Annotated in this window: 19 protein-coding genes; 9 read left to right on the top strand and 10 right to left on the bottom strand. The window is 54.8% G+C overall.

Going from position 1 to position 18,257, the window contains the following annotated elements; translation table 11 throughout:
* Positions 1-24: 24 nt before the first annotated feature.
* From K3729_09020 to ugpC, 5 genes are all read right to left on the bottom strand, one after another.
* Positions 25-2,349: a DUF4962 domain-containing protein gene (locus K3729_09020; GenBank protein ID UWQ97638.1), complete on the bottom strand. Its 2,325-nt coding sequence runs from the start codon at positions 2,347-2,349 to the stop codon at positions 25-27.
* Between the two features lie 76 nt (positions 2,350-2,425).
* Complete coding sequence (locus tag K3729_09015) at positions 2,426-3,988, bottom strand: extracellular solute-binding protein (GenBank protein UWQ97637.1); 1,563 nt, start codon at positions 3,986-3,988, stop codon at positions 2,426-2,428.
* A gap of 27 nt (positions 3,989-4,015) precedes the next feature.
* On the bottom strand, positions 4,016-4,897 hold the full coding sequence (locus K3729_09010; GenBank protein UWQ97636.1) for a carbohydrate ABC transporter permease: 882 nt from the start codon (positions 4,895-4,897) through the stop codon (positions 4,016-4,018).
* Between the two features lie 12 nt (positions 4,898-4,909).
* Positions 4,910-5,875 carry an ABC transporter permease subunit gene (locus K3729_09005; protein UWQ97635.1) on the bottom strand — a complete coding sequence of 322 codons (966 nt, stop codon included), beginning with the start codon at positions 5,873-5,875 and terminating at the stop codon, positions 4,910-4,912.
* Positions 5,872-6,975, bottom strand: coding sequence for a sn-glycerol-3-phosphate ABC transporter ATP-binding protein UgpC (gene ugpC, locus K3729_09000; GenBank protein ID UWQ97634.1), 1,104 nt, complete (start codon positions 6,973-6,975; stop codon positions 5,872-5,874). The genes K3729_09005 and ugpC overlap by 4 nt, the downstream gene beginning before the upstream one ends.
* A 368-nt stretch (positions 6,976-7,343) precedes the next feature.
* Here ugpC and K3729_08995 point away from each other — a divergent pair, with 368 nt between their 5' ends.
* Entirely contained in the window at positions 7,344-8,027 is a 684-nt protein-coding gene (locus tag K3729_08995) for a GntR family transcriptional regulator (protein ID UWR00879.1), read from the top strand.
* Here the strand turns inward: K3729_08995 and K3729_08990 are convergent, their stop codons facing one another.
* Complete coding sequence (locus K3729_08990) at positions 8,028-9,401, bottom strand: polysaccharide biosynthesis C-terminal domain-containing protein (protein ID UWR00878.1); 1,374 nt, start codon at positions 9,399-9,401, stop codon at positions 8,028-8,030.
* 97 nt (positions 9,402-9,498) lie between these two features.
* Positions 9,499-10,113, bottom strand: coding sequence for a 3'-5' exonuclease (locus K3729_08985; protein UWR00877.1), 615 nt, complete (start codon positions 10,111-10,113; stop codon positions 9,499-9,501).
* A gap of 281 nt (positions 10,114-10,394) precedes the next feature.
* Here K3729_08985 and K3729_08980 point away from each other — a divergent pair, with 281 nt between their 5' ends.
* The 8 genes from K3729_08980 to ureG are packed head-to-tail and all read left to right on the top strand — an operon-like array spanning position 10,395 to position 15,648.
* A complete protein-coding gene (locus K3729_08980) occupies positions 10,395-11,210 on the top strand; it encodes an urease accessory protein UreD (protein ID UWR00999.1) in 816 nt (271 codons plus the stop codon).
* A 3-nt stretch (positions 11,211-11,213) separates the two neighbouring features.
* A complete protein-coding gene (locus K3729_08975) occupies positions 11,214-11,516 on the top strand; it encodes an urease subunit gamma (protein ID UWR00876.1) in 303 nt (100 codons plus the stop codon).
* A gap of 10 nt (positions 11,517-11,526) precedes the next feature.
* Positions 11,527-11,832 (top strand): urease subunit beta, encoded by a 306-nt coding sequence (locus tag K3729_08970; GenBank protein UWR00875.1) that lies wholly within the window; start codon positions 11,527-11,529, stop codon positions 11,830-11,832.
* A gap of 41 nt (positions 11,833-11,873) precedes the next feature.
* Complete coding sequence (locus K3729_08965; protein UWR00998.1) at positions 11,874-12,158, top strand: antifreeze protein; 285 nt, start codon at positions 11,874-11,876, stop codon at positions 12,156-12,158.
* A gap of 3 nt (positions 12,159-12,161) precedes the next feature.
* Entirely contained in the window at positions 12,162-13,922 is a 1,761-nt protein-coding gene (gene ureC / locus K3729_08960; protein UWR00874.1) for an urease subunit alpha, read from the top strand.
* Positions 13,922-14,392 carry an urease accessory protein UreE gene (locus tag K3729_08955; GenBank protein UWR00873.1) on the top strand — a complete coding sequence of 157 codons (471 nt, stop codon included), beginning with the start codon at positions 13,922-13,924 and terminating at the stop codon, positions 14,390-14,392. Before ureC ends, K3729_08955 begins: the two co-directional genes overlap by 1 nt.
* Complete coding sequence (locus K3729_08950) at positions 14,382-15,020, top strand: urease accessory protein UreF (protein UWR00872.1); 639 nt, start codon at positions 14,382-14,384, stop codon at positions 15,018-15,020. The genes K3729_08955 and K3729_08950 overlap by 11 nt, the downstream gene beginning before the upstream one ends.
* Positions 15,021-15,033: 13 nt before the next feature.
* On the top strand, positions 15,034-15,648 hold the full coding sequence (ureG, locus tag K3729_08945) for an urease accessory protein UreG (GenBank protein UWR00871.1): 615 nt from the start codon (positions 15,034-15,036) through the stop codon (positions 15,646-15,648).
* On the opposite strand, the gene urtE is transcribed toward ureG, so the two are convergent.
* Genes urtE through urtC form a run of 3 tightly spaced genes read right to left on the bottom strand, consistent with a single transcriptional unit; the run spans position 15,645 to position 18,255 of the window.
* Complete coding sequence (gene urtE, locus K3729_08940; protein UWR00870.1) at positions 15,645-16,340, bottom strand: urea ABC transporter ATP-binding subunit UrtE; 696 nt, start codon at positions 16,338-16,340, stop codon at positions 15,645-15,647. The two genes, ureG and urtE, sit on opposite strands and share 4 nt — an antisense overlap.
* 2 nt (positions 16,341-16,342) lie before the next feature.
* On the bottom strand, positions 16,343-17,083 hold the full coding sequence (gene urtD, locus K3729_08935) for an urea ABC transporter ATP-binding protein UrtD (GenBank protein ID UWR00869.1): 741 nt from the start codon (positions 17,081-17,083) through the stop codon (positions 16,343-16,345).
* Positions 17,080-18,255 (bottom strand): urea ABC transporter permease subunit UrtC, encoded by a 1,176-nt coding sequence (gene urtC, locus K3729_08930; protein UWR00868.1) that lies wholly within the window; start codon positions 18,253-18,255, stop codon positions 17,080-17,082. The genes urtD and urtC overlap by 4 nt, the downstream gene beginning before the upstream one ends.
* Positions 18,256-18,257 lie beyond the last annotated feature (2 nt).

The raw sequence follows: 18,257 nt of genomic DNA, 5'->3' as shown, positions 1-18,257 counted from the left end.
TCCTTCTTATTACGTCGCGCCGGCTTATCTGCCGACATCGAAAGTTTTTGGAACGACCACTTTGAAACTGCGGTCGTCGGCATCTGTGAAATAAAGATCGCAGTCGTAGCCTTGGTCATCCAAGAAGCTGAACACCCGTTTGGGGTCATTCAGGGAATATGGAACAAGCAGGGTCGCGATGCGGTGACGAATGGCTTTCGGGAACTTGGCGTGCAGACATGTGCTGACCGGCAAGCCTTCGATTTCGGACGGGTCGACATTCGGGAAACCCGTTTCTTGGGTGATTTCAGGTGTGCCCGCCTCAGACCACAAGAACTGACCGTAGAAACCCGCCTTTTCGCCAGTGTAGCGGAATGTGGTATCGCCCAGATGCATTGGCGCATTCGCATGCAGTAGCCAGTCGATTTCGACCGGTTCTGACGCATCAATGCTATCCACCATCACGAAATAGCTGTCGTTGACGAAATAGACGTCGCGTTTGACCGAAGTCACTTCGGGTGACAGCGACTGATAGGCCTCTGTTGCATCACCCTGAATGTAGATGTGATCGTCATTTGTCTCACACGTCGTAATCTGGCCCTTCGACCGCATCGCCTGGACTTTGTCCTTGCCGGCGTACTGGCCCTTACCGTTGATCAGGATCGCGTTCTTGGAATGCGTTTGACGCCGCCAGTTCTGGTGCATCGTCGAATTGAATGCGACGTAATAGCCAGACTGGATCGCAAGGTCTTCGCCGTAGCCAGCAAGACAGAACGCGTTCTGGTCGCCATGGCTGTGGCTAATGGAGCCGTAGGGCGATGACTTCATCACGAACTGGATATGCTCATCAGGATTTTGCATCCGGCGCTGAATAGCTACCCAACCGATACCTTCGAAATGGCGCAACTGGTCGTCATCGGCGGGCGGCACCGCTTCGATGATCGGGAAATCGGTCTGATAGACCAATTCGTCAAAATTAAAGTCCCACCAACCCCAGTTGTAGAACATCTTTTCCGTGCCGGGGTTCGTGCGCTTAATTTCGTCGTAGTACCACTGATACGCGCCGTTGCCCGTCACACCTGCATATTGACGCAGGTTAAAACCGATCTTGACCGCAGGCAGATCGCCCATGGTACTGTCGTCGCCAAATGTCGCGCGGCGTGTGTCTGGTGACTTTGTATAGAGCGGAAAATCACCCGTCTTTTGGAAAAACGGACGGTCATAAAGGTTGATACCGGAGTAGCCTTTTAGCAGGTTTGCCGCGTCAATCAGATACGCCATACCGGTCATCCAATAATGCGGCCCTTCCGCCCAACCACCATCGGTGTCGCCCCAAGGCGAATAGACGGTGAACAGGAATTCGACGGAATAGTTCAACCATCCTTCGGCTTCTTCGCAATGATCCAACAACGCTATAGAGGCCGGGATCAGCACCGCAGACACCGCGCGTACGGCGTGACTATCGAACGGGAACAATTGAATGTTAGCGTGCTTGATGAGGTGATCGGCAGTCTCGCGGGTCCGTGCCAGCAAAGCCACGCGCACTGTTTCACGCTCATCTTCGTCCATCTCGTCGTAAAGCCAGTCATAGCCCCACGCGAGCGCCACATTCACGCGGAACGCCCATTCATCTGTGTAACTGCGCGATGTGGTCCCTGCTGGGTTCCATGCGGCGGCTGACAGCAACCATTCTTTGGCGCGGGCCAACATGGCTGCGTCTTCGGTGACCTGCCCACCAACAGCCAGATGCCGGATCGCGTAAAGCAGTTCCTGACAGTCGATGTAGGTCTGGCGCCAAACACGTGCCACACGCTGGTGGTTCGGGTAACCCGCAGGTTCAGGCATGATGTCACGGTCCATCCACGGCAGGACAGATTCCTGATAAAAGTGCGACCATGTGCAATGGTCCGGATCTTCGGCAACATCCTTGCGGAATTGTGCCAAGCGATCACCAGTCAGCCACATGCGTGGATGAGAACGCGGCGCATCATTGTAACGCACTGCGCGGGAGGCGAGCGGCGTCTCTGGCAATCCCTCGGCGACGGAAAAGGCACGGTCCGAACTCCATGTCGATTTGGCCTTCCCCGTTTCGGGGTCACAAACTGCGTAGGACCAGACGTAATCGCCCGCAGGCAAAACCACGTCAGGGGTAAAGAAATTCAACGCAATATGCGGAAATGTATGGGTATGTTTCGCGGGGTACTTCGTATCCTTCGAGACGCGCAGCACATAAGTAGCTTCGTCTTCGATCTCTGGCAGCCATGAGAACCGCGGCGGGTTCTCAGCGACAGCGACGCCACCTTGTGGGCCGTATTGAATGGTCAGACGACCCGTTTTGGGTTCGTCCAGTTTTGCAGCAGAGGCGGACATTTTTGTACTCTCAAAGTCAGAGGCGAATAAGATGGTGCGGCCATCGCGGGGCCGCACCGATTAGCTTTGAAAAGGCTTAGCCGTACTGGCGGGCGTAAGCAGAGTTCATGACGTCCAGAACTTCCTGAAGACCCATGTCCTCCAGTGTCTGCTGGTAAGCATCCCAGTCTTCCATGACGTCGCCGTTGCCAAGGATCCAACCTTGCTGACGCTCGAGCATGTAGTCACGGATGGACGGCCAACGACGGTCATAGACGCGCTGCTCTTCAGCGTTGAATGCAACACCAAGGAACTGGTCTACGAGGTAGTCACCTTCGTCGTACAGCGCGATACCTTCGAGCGCGAACTCGTTCGACCACTGCTTTTCGTAGTTGTAGTCTTGGAAGTAACCACGCGCCTGAAGCTGGGACCCGACTTGGTAAAGCTGGTTGTTCACCGGCTCGCCGTTTGTCAGGAATTCTTCAGTGAAGGTCGGTTCACCGTCAACCATGGTGTACTGTTCGCCTTCGACCCCGAAGTTAGCCAAACGACGGCCTTCTTCGGTGAACCAGAAATCAAAGTACTTGATGGTTTCAACAGGATGATCGTTCGTGCCACCGATTGCCCAGCCATCTGGCTTGATCGGGATACGACGGTGCTCTTCCATACGCACGCCAGACACGGACGCAGGTGGTGCAATTGCCTTGAATTCAAAGCCGGGCACTTTTTCCTGCAACGATGTGTTGTAGCCGGATGTAGATGCGAACCAATCGTGCGTCATGCCACCAAGGTTTTCAGACAACAGATACTCACGCGAAGAAGACCCACGTGTGAAGATTTCAGCGTCGATCAGTCCGTCAGCGTACCAGCCGGCCAGACCAGCAATACCATCACGGTAGCCTTCACCAGCATATGGGTGCTCGATCATGCCGTCGTTGACGTAGAAATCGTGGTATGTGTCAGAACCGGATGACCGTCCATCCCACAGCGTCACGAGGCGGATCAGCTCTGGCCACTGACGCGCGAAGTAAGGCACTTCGTCAGCCAGACCGTTGCCGTTTGGATCGTCGTTCTTGAAGGCGCGCAGGACAGCTTCGACTTCTTCAACCGTTTCCGGTGCTTCTAGGCCAAGTGCGTCCAACCAATCTGTCCGCATAAAATATGCACGACCGTATTTGCCGTCCGGCAGATATGGAATGTAGTACATGTTGCCATCAGCGGCAGAGATCGCGGATGCGATTTCAGGACGCTCTGCGAAGAACGCCTTCAGGTTTGGCGCATGTTCGTCGATCAAATCGTTCAGCGGCAGGAATGCGCCTTCTGGACCGTACTGGTTGACGAAGTCTTTCAGACGGCTGGATCCTACAATGTCAGGGATCGCACCGGATGCGAGCATCAGGTTCAGCGCCTCGGTTTTACCGTTGTTTTCAGACGTCCGTGTGTTCGCACCCACAGTGTCGTCAACAAGGCTAATCCCTGTCAGTTCGCTTGCTACTTTTTCGACAGGCCAGTCGCTGTCGTAACGTGGGTAACGTGCGTGGTTCATCTGGATGGTCAGTTCAAGCGGTTCCTCCACAATCCGCAAGTGACCGTCAGCAAATGCCGCCCCGCTCAGTGTTGTGCCGGCAAGCAATGCCGCCGTAAGTGTCAGTCTTTGCATAGTTTCCTCCCTTATGCGTTCTTCGTCTTATTCTTTGACACCACCCAGCAGGATACCTTTTTCAAAGTACTTCTGGATGAATGGATAGATAATCAGGACCGGTATGATGGAGCAGACGATGATCGCTGCTGATACCGTTTCGACCGAATAGCTGGCGTCAACCAAAGTGGCGGTGAATTCCTGATCGTCGGATAGCGTCACGATGGTGTGGCGCAGGAATACCTGTAGCGGGATTTTCTGATCGTCCTGCAAAAGAACCATGGCCCAGAAAAAGCCGTTCCAGCGGGATACGATGCAGAACAAGGCCACAGTCGCAATCGCAGGTTTTGCCAGGGGCATGTAGACCTTACGCAGCACCTGAAAGTCATTCGCCCCGTCCATCCTTGCAGCTTCTTCAAACGAACTCGGCACGCCTTCAAAGAAGTTCCGTAGCAAGATCAGATTAAAGCCGTTCACAGCAAAACCGATGATGATCCCGAAATAGCTGTCCAGCAGCCCCAAATCACGCATGTTCAAGAAGAACGGGATCAGACCAGCGTTAAACCACATCGTAAATGCGACGAGCAGGTTCCAGAACCGCCGACCATAAAGCTGGGGCCGTGACAGGGCGTAGGCGCCCGGGATCAAGAACATCAGCGACATGATCGTCCCACCGATGGTGTAGATGAACGTGTTCTTGTAGCTGATCCAAAACATCGGCTCTGCGAGGATGTACTTGTATGCCTCAATCGTCGCCTCAACGGGTGTCAGGACAACGTTGCCTGCTCGTGCCTCGAAACCGGAACTGAACGACAACGAAGCGATGTAGATAAACGGATACAGCGTCGAGATGGTGAAAATCGCCAGCAACACCATGTTCACGATCACAAAGATCCGGTCATTGCGGGAATATAGGTTCATATTAGCCATGTGCCCGGCCCCCTACCAAAGTGATGTGCGCGAATAGCGCTTAGAGATGGTGTTGGCAGTCATCACCAATGCGAAGGCGATCACGGCGTTGAACAGACCCGCAGCGGCGGCAAAGTCATACTGACCGCCCTGTAGGCCCTGACGGTAGATGTATGTGTTCACAACATCCGCAGTCTCGTAGGTCGCAGGCTGATAGAGCAGGATAATCATCTCGAAGCTAACCTCGAGCATGTTCCCGATCCGGATGATCAACATGATGATGATCGTCGGCATGATGGACGGAATGGTGATCTTCCACATCATCTGCCAGCGGCTCGCACCATCCACCACAGCACTTTCGTACAGCGTGGGCGACACGCCAGAGATCGCAGCGATAAAGACGATCGATTGGAAACCAGCCTCTTGCCAGATCGTCGTCCCGATAAAGATCGGTCGGAACCATTCAGGTTTGGTCAGGAAGTAAATCGGATCAATATCGAACCAACTAAGGATCGTATTCACGATACCTGCCGATGGCGAAAAGGCCGTAATCACAATACCTGCGATAATCACAGAAGAGATGAAGTGCGGCAGGTAAACGATTGTTTGTGATGTCTTTTTGAAGGTCTGATTAAGAACTTCGTTAAACATCAACGCCAAGAAGATCGGCACAGGAAAGCCAATCAGTAGGCTCATCATCGAAATGTAGATGGTGTTCTTCAAAGCGCGCAAGAACTGCTCACTACTGAACAACGTCTCGAAATGTTCGAAACCGATCCAAGGGCTCGCCGCAACACCACGGAAAATCGAATAGTCTTTAAACGCGATCTGAAGGCCATACATCGGCTTGTACAGGAACAGCAAAAGCCAGATCACGGTCGGCGCAAGCATCAGATAAATCTGCCATTCACGCTTGAGGTGATCAATCACACGCTCGCTGAGCGGTCGGCGGGTCAGGACCGCAGGTTGGACGGGGGTATGTGTGTCGGCGTCACTCATGCGACACGCAACTGACCGGACAAGGCCACCCCTGTTTCAGCGTCGAATACTTTGATCAACTCTGGATCCGCCGTGAACGCGTTCACGGATTCCAGCTCCGCCATCTTCCCTAAGGTTTCGGTGCGGATCACGAACGGCTCGCCGCCGACAGTCGTGTGCAGCAACGCTTCCGAGCCAAGCGTTTCAACCAGTTCCAGATCACAGGAAATGCTGCCTTCAGACGGACCGGCCTGTGGCGTCGCATATTCAGGACGAATACCCACGATGACCTTACGACCCACCGCATTCTGCAGCCCCGGCAAAGGTGGCAACGTAAACTGTTGGCCGCCAAATTCCGCGATCGGTGCCGTATCACCGCCAGAAATTGTTGCTTTCAACTGGTTCATTGGCGGTGCGCCAAGGAAACCGGCCACAAAGGCGTTCGCAGGGTTCAGGAACAGCTCCATCGGTGTCCCGACTTGTTCAATCCGGCCGTCATTCATAACCACAATACGGTCAGCCAAGGTCATCGCCTCGACCTGGTCGTGGGTCACGTAGATGCTGGTGACACCCAAACGCTTGTGAAGGCGCTTAATTTCAGCGCGCATTTGCGTACGCAACTTGGCGTCGAGGTTGGACAACGGTTCATCGAACAAAAAGACCTTCGGGTTCCGTACAATGGCACGACCCATTGCAACCCGCTGACGTTGACCACCTGACAAGTCAGCCGGACGCCGTTCGAGATAGTCTTTCAACCCCAAAATACCCGCGACTTCATCAATCGAAGACGCAATGGATTCCTTGCTTTCCTTACGGATACGCAGGCCAAACGCGATATTCTCAGCGACATTCAGATGTGGATACAAAGCATAGTTCTGGAAAACCATCGCCACATCGCGGTCCTTTGGGGCGATCCGGTTCACGAGCTTGCCGTCAATCGTCAACTCACCACCGGAAATTTCCTCGAGACCTGCGATCATGCGCAACGTCGTTGATTTGCCGCAGCCCGATGGCCCCACCAAAACGACGAATTCTTTTTCCTGAACCTCAAGATCAATGCCGTGTACGACCTGTAAGGCCCCATAGGCTTTGACAATGCTCTCTAACTTTACGCCAGACATGGACCCCCCCTAGCGCCGCAGCGCGATCCTATAAAATTCCTCCCGGAGCGATATAGATTCGCCCTCGGTGTATCTGGTATACTAGTTCCAAAACTAGAATACTAGTATTGATTTATGGACGAGAATGCGTCTAGATAAAAGTATCTGGGAGGATAACCATGATTGATCGGACGATGACGACGCCATTAGAAACTGACCCCTGCCAGCCTTACGGTGCAGGCGTTCAAAAGGGTCCACCGTCTGACATAGGTAAGGTGCCCCGACACACAGGCGACCGATAAAGACCGCGCCACGCTGATAACAATTCTGTCGAACTGGTCATTTCCGTCACGGCAGATTATGTACCCGCAACTTCGGAGACCTTGCACATGACAAACATAGCCCCCAACAGGGACCGCCGTACAAGCGTCGACGTCGTTTTCGATCATTTGTACGATGAAATTTCGTCGCTAAACCTTTTGCCTGGCGACAAAATATCGGAAGCAGAGATTGCCGCACGGTTCGGTGTTTCGCGACAGCCTGTACGCGACGCCTTTAGTCGGCTCGAGAATCTTGACCTGCTTCTGATCCGCCCGCAGCGCGCGACAGAGGTGAAACGCTTTTCATCCCGCGAAATCACAAAATCCAGATTTGTCCGTGCGGCGATTGAATCCGAAGTCCTGCGCCGTGCAGCCGCTGAATGCGATGCGATGGGGGCCGCGCGTCTGGACGCAAATCTGCTGATGCAGAAGGTAGCAACCGATGCGCGCGACTATGAACAATTCGGCAAATTGGACTACGAATTCCACCAAACACTGTGTGAGATCGCCAAAGTCGACTTCGCGTTTGAGATCATCAAACAGGAAAAGGCCAGTGTTGACCGGCTGTGTATGCTGAGCCTGTCAAAGGAAGATCGTATGGCCCTGCTGTTGGAAGATCACCAAACGATCAGAGATTGCATCAGTACCCACGACGCTGAAGGCGCGGTCGCCGCAGGCATGCTGCATCTGTCCCGTCTAGATGCAACAATCGAAGCAATTTCCGAAGCGAACGCCGACTATTTCGACAATTGATTAAGCATCCAAAACTTGTGCAGTTTTCCAGTTGCCTCTGAATATCCGCAAGTGAAACATCGGGAATTTGACGATTTCGTCCAGCAGGACCAAGGCAAATACCCACCCGACCGACAGGTCAAGGTAGACCACAAACAACAACGTTAATGGCACTTTGAACAACCATTGACCGATGTTGAAGATGTTCATCACCCGCACCGTGTCACCTGCCGCACGCAATGTTTGGCCGCAGATTGCGTTTGATCCTTTCGGGAACGGCAGGATCAGCAAGACTGGCAAAAACATCATCAGTGCACGCGTCGTTTCCGCCTGAAGGTCGCTGTATATCCAGTCTACGTTCAGGATCACGATGAGATACGACAGCGATACAAAGCCAGCCGAAACAAACGCGCCCCGCCATGCTCTGCGCAAAAACACATCAAGCCGTTCGGGCGCCAGTTTGCGCCCCAAAAGTTGCGCCATGATGATGCCCGTCGCCTGCGCCCACGCCATGCCAAAAGTCCCGGCGGTGTGCACCCACGGCAAAATCAGCGTCATTGCCGCAAATTCGATGACCGTCATTTTCGCGTAGATCAGCGCACAAACCTGCGTCGCAACAGACATGCTGACGAACGTTCCAGCGATAGGCAACGCGAAGACCCAGTGCCTGCGCAACGCGATCCAGAAACTGTCACGCGACCAGCCCTTTGCCGCAAAGACATCCCAGTCGTCCGTGACCCCGCGGATAACCAGGTAAGCGACGCGTGCAAATGAGGATGCAGCACTGCCGACAGCCGCCCCTGCGACGCCCATTTCGGGAAATCCGTAAAGGCCATGTATCAGAACATAGCTCAGTCCAATATTCATCGGAACGGCGATCAGATAGCTATAAAACGGGACTTTGGTTTTACCGCAGCCGTTGAAATGACCAGCAAGGCATTGACCCACGGCTTCGAAAAGCACGACGAACAGGAAGATGTGCAAATAGCGCACGGCCTCCACGGCAATGTCGGGCGTGTGTGCGAAACGGGCGATAAGGTCATCCCCGAACAAGATCACCAAAGACAGGCCAATCAAGCTCATCCCGATGTTGATGAACAAACCGCAGTAGAAACTTGTTTTCAGCGAAACGGGTCCAGCGGCCCCGAATGCTTGCGCAATCCTGATCTGCGTCGCGTTCGAAAACGCAAAGATCACACCCATCAAAAGGCCTGCAATCGCGCTCGCAAGCCCCATCGCAGCCAGCGCTTCTTCCCCCAGCGGCGACACGAGAAACGCGTCGATCACGACAATCCCGTGCAGCATCAACGCCTTCAGCCCTAGCGGCCATGCCATTGCAAACGCGTCGCGGTAAGTCGGAATGTGATCTGCAGACGATGAGGCGGACAAACGCATTGGCTTTCGAATTGAAAGAAACCGCGAAGGCACGGCGAAATGAATTACTAGTATGCCAGATGTAGCAAGCCCAGGCGCTAGTCACCAGTGCGACAGATCAATTTTGTGATTTTTCCGGCTGCGTCAGCCACGACAATTGCGCCTTTTGATTGGTCTGCGCAATTTGGGCAAAGGTTTGGCCTAGCTGCGCCTCTGCCTTCAGGACAACCTCGGCAGCTGCACGTGCATCTTCGCCTGCATCGTGGTGCTGAAACGATAGACCCAAGGCTGTTTTCAAATGCCCCAAACCATGCCCGCCATTCCCCTTAAATTCCGGCCATGCGCTGCGCGCGATTTTGACGCTATCACTCCAACTTAAGTCAGGTGGCGGCAGCCGGTAGACACGGCAAGCCGCTGCAATGGCGGATTTGTCAAAATTGCTATGCTGAACAAGATGATAGGGATACAGAAATGGATGCAAATCCACCCAGACTTCAGGAAAAGTCGGCGCGTCTTTTACCGTATCAGGCCCAATCCCGTGTAAGTCGATGTTAAAGCTTTCGAAACGCTGCTCTGGGTTCACGTAAGTTGTCCACGTCGCAATACTGCCCTGCCCGTCCACACAGGCGATCCCGATTTGGCAAATGCTCGCGCTATCGCGACAGGCGGTTTCAACATCGAGGGCAACAAACCGAAAAGGACCATCAGGCAAGGGCGCAATCAGATTTCCCATTGATGTTGCCTCTCCTAATTGGACTTTCACAATACCATCACGTCGATGCGCAATTGAAGGGGCAGCCACATCAAAGCAGCCAGAAAAGCCGCTTAATCGTTCACAATTTCACAGTTTTCATATCGCACACATTATGAACAATCTCGCGTAATTTTTATGCACACCGATCAGCGCCGCCCAAGACGAAGGCACTTGACCACCCTTACCTTGCCCCTTTGCCAAAACAGGTCGATGAACATCAAGCGACAGGAGAACCCGCCCCGATGAACCAATGCGTGCCGATGCCAAAGCCGCCTGCGCTACAACGTGCGCGGGGCACGCTTGCCATTCGCGTGGCAAAGGACGCAAACAGCCCGACACGTTTGGCTGATCTGCGCGAACAAGGGTCTTTTCGCGTCATTTTCCCGCGCGCCCCGCATGATAGCGTCGAGGCTGTTATCCTGAACACAGCGGGCGGCATTGCGGGCGGCGATCAGTACACCATTGATGCCACCGCTGGGAACGGCACCACCCTTGCGCTGACGACCCAAGCCGCTGAACGTATTTACAAAGCCGCAGACCAGACCGTTGGCCAATTGCACACAACGCTCGCTGTCGAAAAAGGCGCGCGTCTGCACTGGTTGCCGCAAGAAACGATCCTGTTTGACGGATCACGATTACAGCGCCGCCTTAACGTGACGCTTGCGCCTGACGCGACATTCTTGATGGTCGAACCTCTGGTCTTCGGCCGCGAAGCCTCTGGCGAAACGGTCACAAGTGGATTGTTCAACGACCGCGTACGGATCACCCTTGATGATGTGCCGATCTACTTGGATGGCGTGTCCCTGTCTGGCGATATGTCCGCGACGTTGGCGCAATCTGCCGTGGCAAATGGTGCCCGCGCAATGGCGAACATCGTGTTTTGCCACCCCGCTGCCGAAAACCATCTCGATCCAATCCGCGCAGCGTTATCCGACACGGCTGGTGCCAGCATGTTGAATGAAACAACCTTGGTTGTGCGCATGCTGGCCGCTGACAGCTTTGTCTTACGCCAACAGCTTTTACCGATCATGACCCGATTAACCGACGACGCCGTCCCCAAGAACTGGAGGCTTTAGCCGATGAAACTGACCCCTCGTGAAAAAGACAAACTGCTGATCGCGATGGCCGCGGAAGTGGCCCGTAAGCGCCTGTCGCGTGGTGTAAAACTGAACTACCCCGAAGCGATTGCGCTGATCACAGATGCGGTAGTTGAAGGTGCGCGTGATGGTCGGTCGGTAGCCGATATGATGCAGGCCGGCGCGCACGTGATCACCCGCGATCAATGCATGGAAGGCATCCCTGAAATGATCCACGACGTGCAGGTCGAAGCCACCTTTCCCGACGGGACCAAACTGGTCACCGTCCACAACCCGATCCGCTAGGAGAACAGCCATGATCCCCGGAGAAATGTTTCCCGCAGACGGCACGCTGACCCTGAACGCAGGCGCGAACGAAGCGACGATGATGGTCGCCAACACAGGCGACCGGCCTATTCAGGTGGGCAGCCACTACCACTTTGCGGAGGCCAACGGCGCTTTGGATTTCGACCGCCAAGCAGCGCATGGCATGCGCCTGAACATCGCCGCAGGCACAGCCGTGCGGTTCGAACCCGGCCAACGCCGCGAAGTCAATCTGGTCGCGATATCGGGTGCCCGCCGCATCTTTGGTTTTAATCAAAAAGTTATGGGGGACTTGTAAATATGGCCGATCACCTATCCCCCCCAAACCCTGCTAAACTGATGGGTAGCGCCATCGAAGTTGGCATGATGATGGCCGAAGCCCAATCCGTGATTGCGATGCGAATGCTGGGCATGTGGGGCATCTGGTCTGTTACTCCAGCAGAAGACGGCAGGATGATTTCAGAAAAAGTCTATGCAATGACGAAGGCGAATACCGATGCGACACGCGTCGCAATGAACGGCGGCACGCTGGATGAAATCGCCGCAGCCGCGATCAAACCAATCCGCAATAAAACCCGCGCGAATGCCAAACGTCTTGGCAAACGCGGCCTGAAGAAAGGGTAAGCCATGCCTTCTCATATTTCACGCGCCGATTACGCCGCCATGTTTGGCCCGACAACGGGCGACCGTCTACGCCTAGCGGATACGGATCTTATTATCGAAGTCGAACGCGATTTGACTGCGGAACGCGCAGGCGCCGCGACCTCTGGTGGAACTGGTGGCAATGCCGCCCTCTACGGCGAAGAGGTCAAATTCGGCGGCGGTAAAGTCATCCGCGACGGTATGGGCCAGTCCCAAGTCACGCGTGCCGATGGGGCCGTTGATACGGTCATCACCAACGCGCTGATCGTTGACCATTCCGGTATCTACAAAGCGGACGTCGGTCTGCGTGATGGTCGGATTTACAAGATCGGCAAAGCAGGCAACCCTGACACGCAACCCGGTGTGGATATCATCGTGGGTCCTGGGACAGAGGCAATTGCAGGCGAAGGCCGCATCCTGACCGCTGGCGGTTTCGACAGCCACATCCATTACATCTGCCCGCAACAGATCGAGGACGCATTGCATTCGGGCCTGACCACAATGCTTGGCGGCGGCACTGGCCCTGCGCATGGCACGCTGGCCACGACATGCACCCCCGGCCCTTGGCATATTGGACGGATGATGCAGGCGGCGGATGCGTTTCCGATGAACCTCGCCTTTGCGGGTAAAGGCAACGCGAGCCAACCTGCCGCCCTCGAAGAAATGGTGAACGCGGGCGCATGTGCTCTGAAACTGCACGAAGATTGGGGCACCACCCCTGCCGCCATCGACTGTTGCCTGACCGTGGCGGATGACATGGACGTACAGGTGATGATCCACACCGATACGCTGAATGAATCCGGCTTTGTGGAAGACACGGTAGCAGCTTTGAAAGGTCGGACGATCCACGCGTTCCACACCGAAGGCGCAGGCGGCGGTCACGCCCCAGACATCATCAAAATCTGTGGCGACGCCAACGTGTTACCAGCATCAACTAACCCGACACGGCCCTACACCGTAAACACGTTGGAAGAACATCTCGACATGTTGATGGTCTGCCACCACCTCGACAAATCCATCCCCGAGGACGTAGCCTTCGCCGAAAGCCGCATCCGCAAAGAAACCATTGCCGCAGAAGACATCCTGCACGATATGGGGGCGTTTTCGATCATCGCATCGGATTCCCAAGCCATGGGCCGCGTTGGAGAAGTCATCATTCGCACATGGCAAACCGCTGATAAGATGAAGAAACAACGCGGCGCTCTGCCCGAAGAAGAGGGCGACAACGACAATTATCGCGTCCGTCGTTACATCGCAAAATACACGATCAACCCAGCCATTGCCCACGGCCTTTCCCGCGAAATCGGCAGCATCGCCGAAGGCAAACGCGCCGATCTGGTGATGTGGGACCCGGCGTTCTTTGGGGTCAAACCAGAGATGGTTTTGATGGGTGGTTCCATCGTGTCTGCACAGATGGGCGATCCAAACGCGTCGATCCCAACGCCGCAACCGGTCTATTCACGGCACATGTTCGGGGCTTATGGGCGGTCGGTCGAAAATTCGGCTGTTGTCTTCGTGTCCGAGGCGGCGCAAGCAAACGACATCGGCAACAAGCTCGGCCTTTCTAAGCAGACGGTCGCGGTGCAAAACACGCGCGGCATCGGAAAAAAGGACCTGATCCTGAACGACGCCCTGCCCGTGGTCGAAGTAAACCCAGAAACCTACGAAGTCCGCGCCGACGGCGAATTGCTGACCTGCGAACCTGCGGCAGAACTGCCAATGGCGCAAAGGTATTTCTTGTTCTGATGGCTGATTATACCTGCAACGACGTCAGCGCGGCTGGCGATTGGACCGATAGCATTGATCAATGCGTGTTGACCTACGACGACCGTTTTCTGCGGCGCAAAGTCATCAAGACACAGACTGGCGCATCTGTCCTGATTGATTTGGCCCAAACGACATCGCTGAACCACGGCGATGGCTTGCGTGTTCAAGACGGGAAATTCATCGCGATCAAGGCCGCCGCAGAACCGCTGCTTGCGATCACGGGCGATAATCTAGTTCAGCTCGCGTGGCACGTTGGCAATCGCCATACCCCTTGCCAAATCGAACCGGACCGCCTGCTCATCCAGCGCGATAAAGTCATTGGCCATATGTTGGAACATTTGGGGGCGGTTGTGACTGAAGTTGTCGAACCCTTCACCCCCGAAGGCGGCGCCTACGGACATGGCCGCACACATAGCCACGAACACGGGCATACGGCGCATGACCACTGACGTCCTGACGTTGTCGCAACTGCTGTCGCCATCCTTTCCAGTTGGGGCGTTTGCCTATTCAAACGGGCTTGAAACGGCCATTGAAACAGGCACGATTACATCAACTTCTGATTTGAATAATTGGCTGACGGCACTGTTAACCTTTGGCGGCGCGCGAGCCGATGCTGTGTTACTTGTCACGGCTTTTCACGCAGACGCGTCACACGTGAGTACGGTCGACGCGAGCGCCCGCGCTTTTGCAGCATCAAAAGAACGGTTGATGGAAACCGACCTGCAAGGGTCCGCGTTTTGCGACACAGTGCGTGACGTGTTTGACGTGCCGCTGTCTGGGCTGACATATCCGGTTGCCGTCGGGCGCACAGCCCATGCGCTAGGGCTTGACACGCAACTGACGACCGCGATGTATCTGCAGGCATTTGTGGGCAATTTGACCGCTGCCGCAATGCGACTTGTTCCTTTAGGCCAGACAGACGGGCAACGTGTGCAAACACAACTGAAACCGCTTTGCCTATCTGTCGCCCAAGACGTACAAACCGCAACGTTAGACGATTTGCACGCCGCGACGTTCATGTCCGATATCACCACAATGCGACATGAAACCCAATATTCACGTGTTTTTCGCACATAGAAGGAATTCACATATGTCTCGAAACGGACCTTTACGGATCGGCATTGGCGGCCCGGTTGGCGCTGGCAAAACGACTCTTACGGCAACACTTGCCAAGCTGCTTCACCCGCAGTTGTCGATCGGTGTCATCACGAACGATATCTATACGCAGGAAGACGCGGAAGCCCTGATGCGGATGCAAATCCTGCCGCAAGACCGCGTGATTGGTGTGGAAACAGGCGGCTGCCCACATACCGCGATCCGCGAAGATGCTTCGATCAATCTGGCAGCAGTCGCGGAAATGCGCAAACGTCATGACAACGTTGAAATCGTCCTCATTGAAAGCGGTGGTGACAACTTATCCGCGACCTTCAGCCCAGAACTGGCTGACGTGACAGTCTACGTTATTGATGTCGCAGCCGGCGAAGAAATTCCGCGCAAAGGTGGGCCCGCGATCACCAAATCCGACATTTTGGTCATCAACAAAACCGATTTGGCGCCGCACGTCGGTGCATCGCTCGATGTGATGGAACGGGATGCCACACGCATGCGATCGGGCAAGCCGTTCGTCTTCACATCGCTCCGCAAGAATGAAGGTGGGACCGCCGTCGCAGACCTACTGGCACAGATTGGCGGCTTCTCGTATTAAACGAGAACTTGTTGATACAGCTCTTCGCGGGTCAACGCCGCTTTGCGTTTGTTAAAGATCACCTCGCCCCGTTGCAGCACGAGAAATTCCGCGCCGAGATCGTGCGCAAAATCGAAGAACTGTTCGACCAGAATGATCGCCATATCGCCTTCTTCGCACAGGATCTTAATGACATTCCCGATCTGCTGGATGATATTCGGTTGAATGCCTTCGGTCGGCTCGTCCAACAGCAAAACGCGTGGTTTCGAAATCAAAGCACGCGCAATCGCAAGTTGTTGCTGCTGACCTCCAGACAGATCACCGCCGCGTCTGTCGATCATATCTCTCAGCACTGGGAATAGTTCGTAAATACGGTCCGGCACTTGGTGCTCGCTGCTTGGCAAGCACGCAAATCCCGTCTGCAAATTCTCGCCAACGGTCATCATCGGAAAGACCTCTCGACCTTGTGGGACATAAGCGATACCGGCGCGTGCCGCGTCATAAGCGCTAGGATGATCCAACGCTTGACCGTCCAATGTGATCGTCCCGTCCGCGTAGGGATGCCGCCCTGCAATCGCACGCAAAAGGCTCGTTTTACCGACGCCATTGGTACCCATCACGGTGGTCACTTCGCCAACTTTTGCGGTCAGATCAATGCCATTCAGAATTTGGCTTTGCCCGTATTTGAGGGTCAGCCCTTTGATTTCTAACATTCTTAGCGTCCCAAATAGACGTCGATAACGTCTTGGTTTTGTGTCACGTGGTCCAATGACCCTTCAGCAAGCACCGATCCCTGATGCAGCACCGTGACTTTGCAATTCAGGCGGCGCACGAATTCCATGTCGTGCTCGACAACAACAACTGCACGCGTTTTTGCAGCCCGCACCAACAGATCCGTTGTATGTTCGCGTTCGGCCGGTGTCATGCCCGCGGCGGGTTCGTCAACGAGCAGCAGGCGTGGATCTTGTGCGAGCAGCATGCCGATTTCGAGCCATTGTTTTTGCCCATGGCTTAGGTCGCCTGATGTTCGGTCCAGCGCGTCGGTCAAACCAATCTCGTCACTGATTTCCAACACACGTTCCGCGCGTGCATCTTCACCGCGCTTGAATAAAACCTCAAACGGTCCACGCGGGTTTTTCAGAGCCATCGTAATGTTCTGCCGCACGGTTTGCGCCTCGAATACCGTTGGCTTCTGGAACTTACGCCCAATACCTTCGCCAGCGATTTCGCTTTCATTCATCCCGACCAACGACACAGACTTTTCGCCCCACAGGACGTGTCCTTCGTCGGGCTTGGTCTTTCCCGTCACGATGTCCATGAACGTCGTTTTACCCGCGCCATTTGGCCCAATCACCGCACGCAGTTCTGGTTCCGCAATCTGGATCGACAAGTTGTTGATCGCCTTGAACCCGTCAAAACTGACGCTGACACCGGATACCTCAAGAAGCGTATTCATTGCGCTTCTCCTTTCTTGGACGGCAGCAGATCAAACAATCCGCCGATGCCTTTGGGGAAGAACAATGTGACAGCGACGAAAGTCACACCCAGCAGGACAAGCCACCAGTCGGTCCATTTGATCTCGTAGAAACCAAGGTTAACGTTCGGCGCGCTGCCCCCCGTGAACCACGATGACATCAGCGACACGACCGCAGCCCCAATGACCGCACCGTACAGACGCCCCCTGCCCCCGATCGCGACCCAAACCGCCAAATAAATCGACGCAATTGGTGCGATTTCTGCGGGGTTAATGATGCCAGCCTGCGGGTAGTACAGCGCCCCCGCAATGCCCGCGACCATCGCGGTGACAGTAAAGACAAACAGTTTGTAGCTTTCGACGTGATAGCCCAAGAACCGCACACGTGATTCATTGTCGCGGATCGCGTGAATGACCGATCCGATCTTGCCTGATGTGATCCACGCAAAGAAAACATACCCCAATGCCAGCGCCAGCGCAGATGCCCAAAAGAACCACAGCGATAGCGTCGCTTGCGATACCTCGGTCAATCCTGGAATGTTCTGCAGACCGGATAGCCCGTTGTTGCCGCGCAATCCCGTGTCGTTCTGGAAGAAATACAGCGACAGTGCTAATGTCATCGCCTGCGTCAGGATCGACAGATAGACGCCCGTCACGCGACTGCGGAAGGCCAGCCAGCCAAAGACCAGCGCCAACAAACCCGGCACTAAAACCACCGCCAGCAATTGCAGCGTCAGCGAATGCGAGAACGCCCAGATCGCAGGGAATTCGGAACTACCCACGACACCAAAGATTTGCGTGCCGACGGCTTCGGTGATTTCATCCGGCGTTGGTGGAATCACGCCTGTCTCCAACGATGTCACGACGATATCGCGCGTTCGTTCATACATCAGCCACATGCCGATTGCGTAACCGCCAATGCCGAAAAACGCGAAATGCCCAAGGCTTAGGATGCCGCAGTATCCCCAAACCACGTCCATCGCGATGGCGACAAGACACAGGCACAGCGTTTTGCCGAGCGTTTTCAGGAACGATGTCGAGACGATCGACGCCCCAAATGCTTCGGACATGACGGTCACGCCAAGCGTGAAAAGCGCAAGCGCCAGAAGGAACCAAAGGACAGATGGGTTGCGTGCGATAAAAGACTTTTCCATGA

Source organism: Rhodobacteraceae bacterium S2214 (genome assembly GCA_025141675.1).
GTDB lineage: Bacteria > Pseudomonadota > Alphaproteobacteria > Rhodobacterales > Rhodobacteraceae > Yoonia.
The sequence above is the reverse complement of the archived record's forward strand: the minus strand, read 5'-3'. Positions and strand labels throughout refer to the sequence as shown.

Excerpts from the sequence above, each read along its gene's own strand:
- K3729_09020 (UWQ97638.1), bottom strand. The coding sequence starts at position 2,349 with ATGTCCGCCTCTGCTGCAAAACTGGACGAACCCAAAACGGGTCGTCTG.
- K3729_09015 (UWQ97637.1), bottom strand. The coding sequence starts at position 3,988 with ATGCAAAGACTGACACTTACGGCGGCATTGCTTGCCGGCACAACACTG.
- K3729_09010 (UWQ97636.1), bottom strand. The coding sequence starts at position 4,897 with ATGGCTAATATGAACCTATATTCCCGCAATGACCGGATCTTTGTGATC.
- K3729_09005 (UWQ97635.1), bottom strand. The coding sequence starts at position 5,875 with ATGAGTGACGCCGACACACATACCCCCGTCCAACCTGCGGTCCTGACC.
- ugpC (UWQ97634.1), bottom strand. The coding sequence starts at position 6,975 with ATGTCTGGCGTAAAGTTAGAGAGCATTGTCAAAGCCTATGGGGCCTTA.
- K3729_08995 (UWR00879.1), top strand. The coding sequence starts at position 7,344 with ATGACAAACATAGCCCCCAACAGGGACCGCCGTACAAGCGTCGACGTC.
- K3729_08990 (UWR00878.1), bottom strand. The coding sequence starts at position 9,401 with ATGCGTTTGTCCGCCTCATCGTCTGCAGATCACATTCCGACTTACCGC.
- K3729_08985 (UWR00877.1), bottom strand. The coding sequence starts at position 10,113 with ATGGGAAATCTGATTGCGCCCTTGCCTGATGGTCCTTTTCGGTTTGTT.
- K3729_08980 (UWR00999.1), top strand. The coding sequence starts at position 10,395 with ATGCCAAAGCCGCCTGCGCTACAACGTGCGCGGGGCACGCTTGCCATT.
- K3729_08975 (UWR00876.1), top strand. The coding sequence starts at position 11,214 with ATGAAACTGACCCCTCGTGAAAAAGACAAACTGCTGATCGCGATGGCC.
- K3729_08970 (UWR00875.1), top strand. The coding sequence starts at position 11,527 with ATGATCCCCGGAGAAATGTTTCCCGCAGACGGCACGCTGACCCTGAAC.
- K3729_08965 (UWR00998.1), top strand. The coding sequence starts at position 11,874 with ATGGGTAGCGCCATCGAAGTTGGCATGATGATGGCCGAAGCCCAATCC.
- ureC (UWR00874.1), top strand. The coding sequence starts at position 12,162 with ATGCCTTCTCATATTTCACGCGCCGATTACGCCGCCATGTTTGGCCCG.
- K3729_08955 (UWR00873.1), top strand. The coding sequence starts at position 13,922 with ATGGCTGATTATACCTGCAACGACGTCAGCGCGGCTGGCGATTGGACC.
- K3729_08950 (UWR00872.1), top strand. The coding sequence starts at position 14,382 with ATGACCACTGACGTCCTGACGTTGTCGCAACTGCTGTCGCCATCCTTT.
- ureG (UWR00871.1), top strand. The coding sequence starts at position 15,034 with ATGTCTCGAAACGGACCTTTACGGATCGGCATTGGCGGCCCGGTTGGC.
- urtE (UWR00870.1), bottom strand. The coding sequence starts at position 16,340 with ATGTTAGAAATCAAAGGGCTGACCCTCAAATACGGGCAAAGCCAAATT.
- urtD (UWR00869.1), bottom strand. The coding sequence starts at position 17,083 with ATGAATACGCTTCTTGAGGTATCCGGTGTCAGCGTCAGTTTTGACGGG.
- urtC (UWR00868.1), bottom strand. The coding sequence starts at position 18,255 with ATGGAAAAGTCTTTTATCGCACGCAACCCATCTGTCCTTTGGTTCCTT.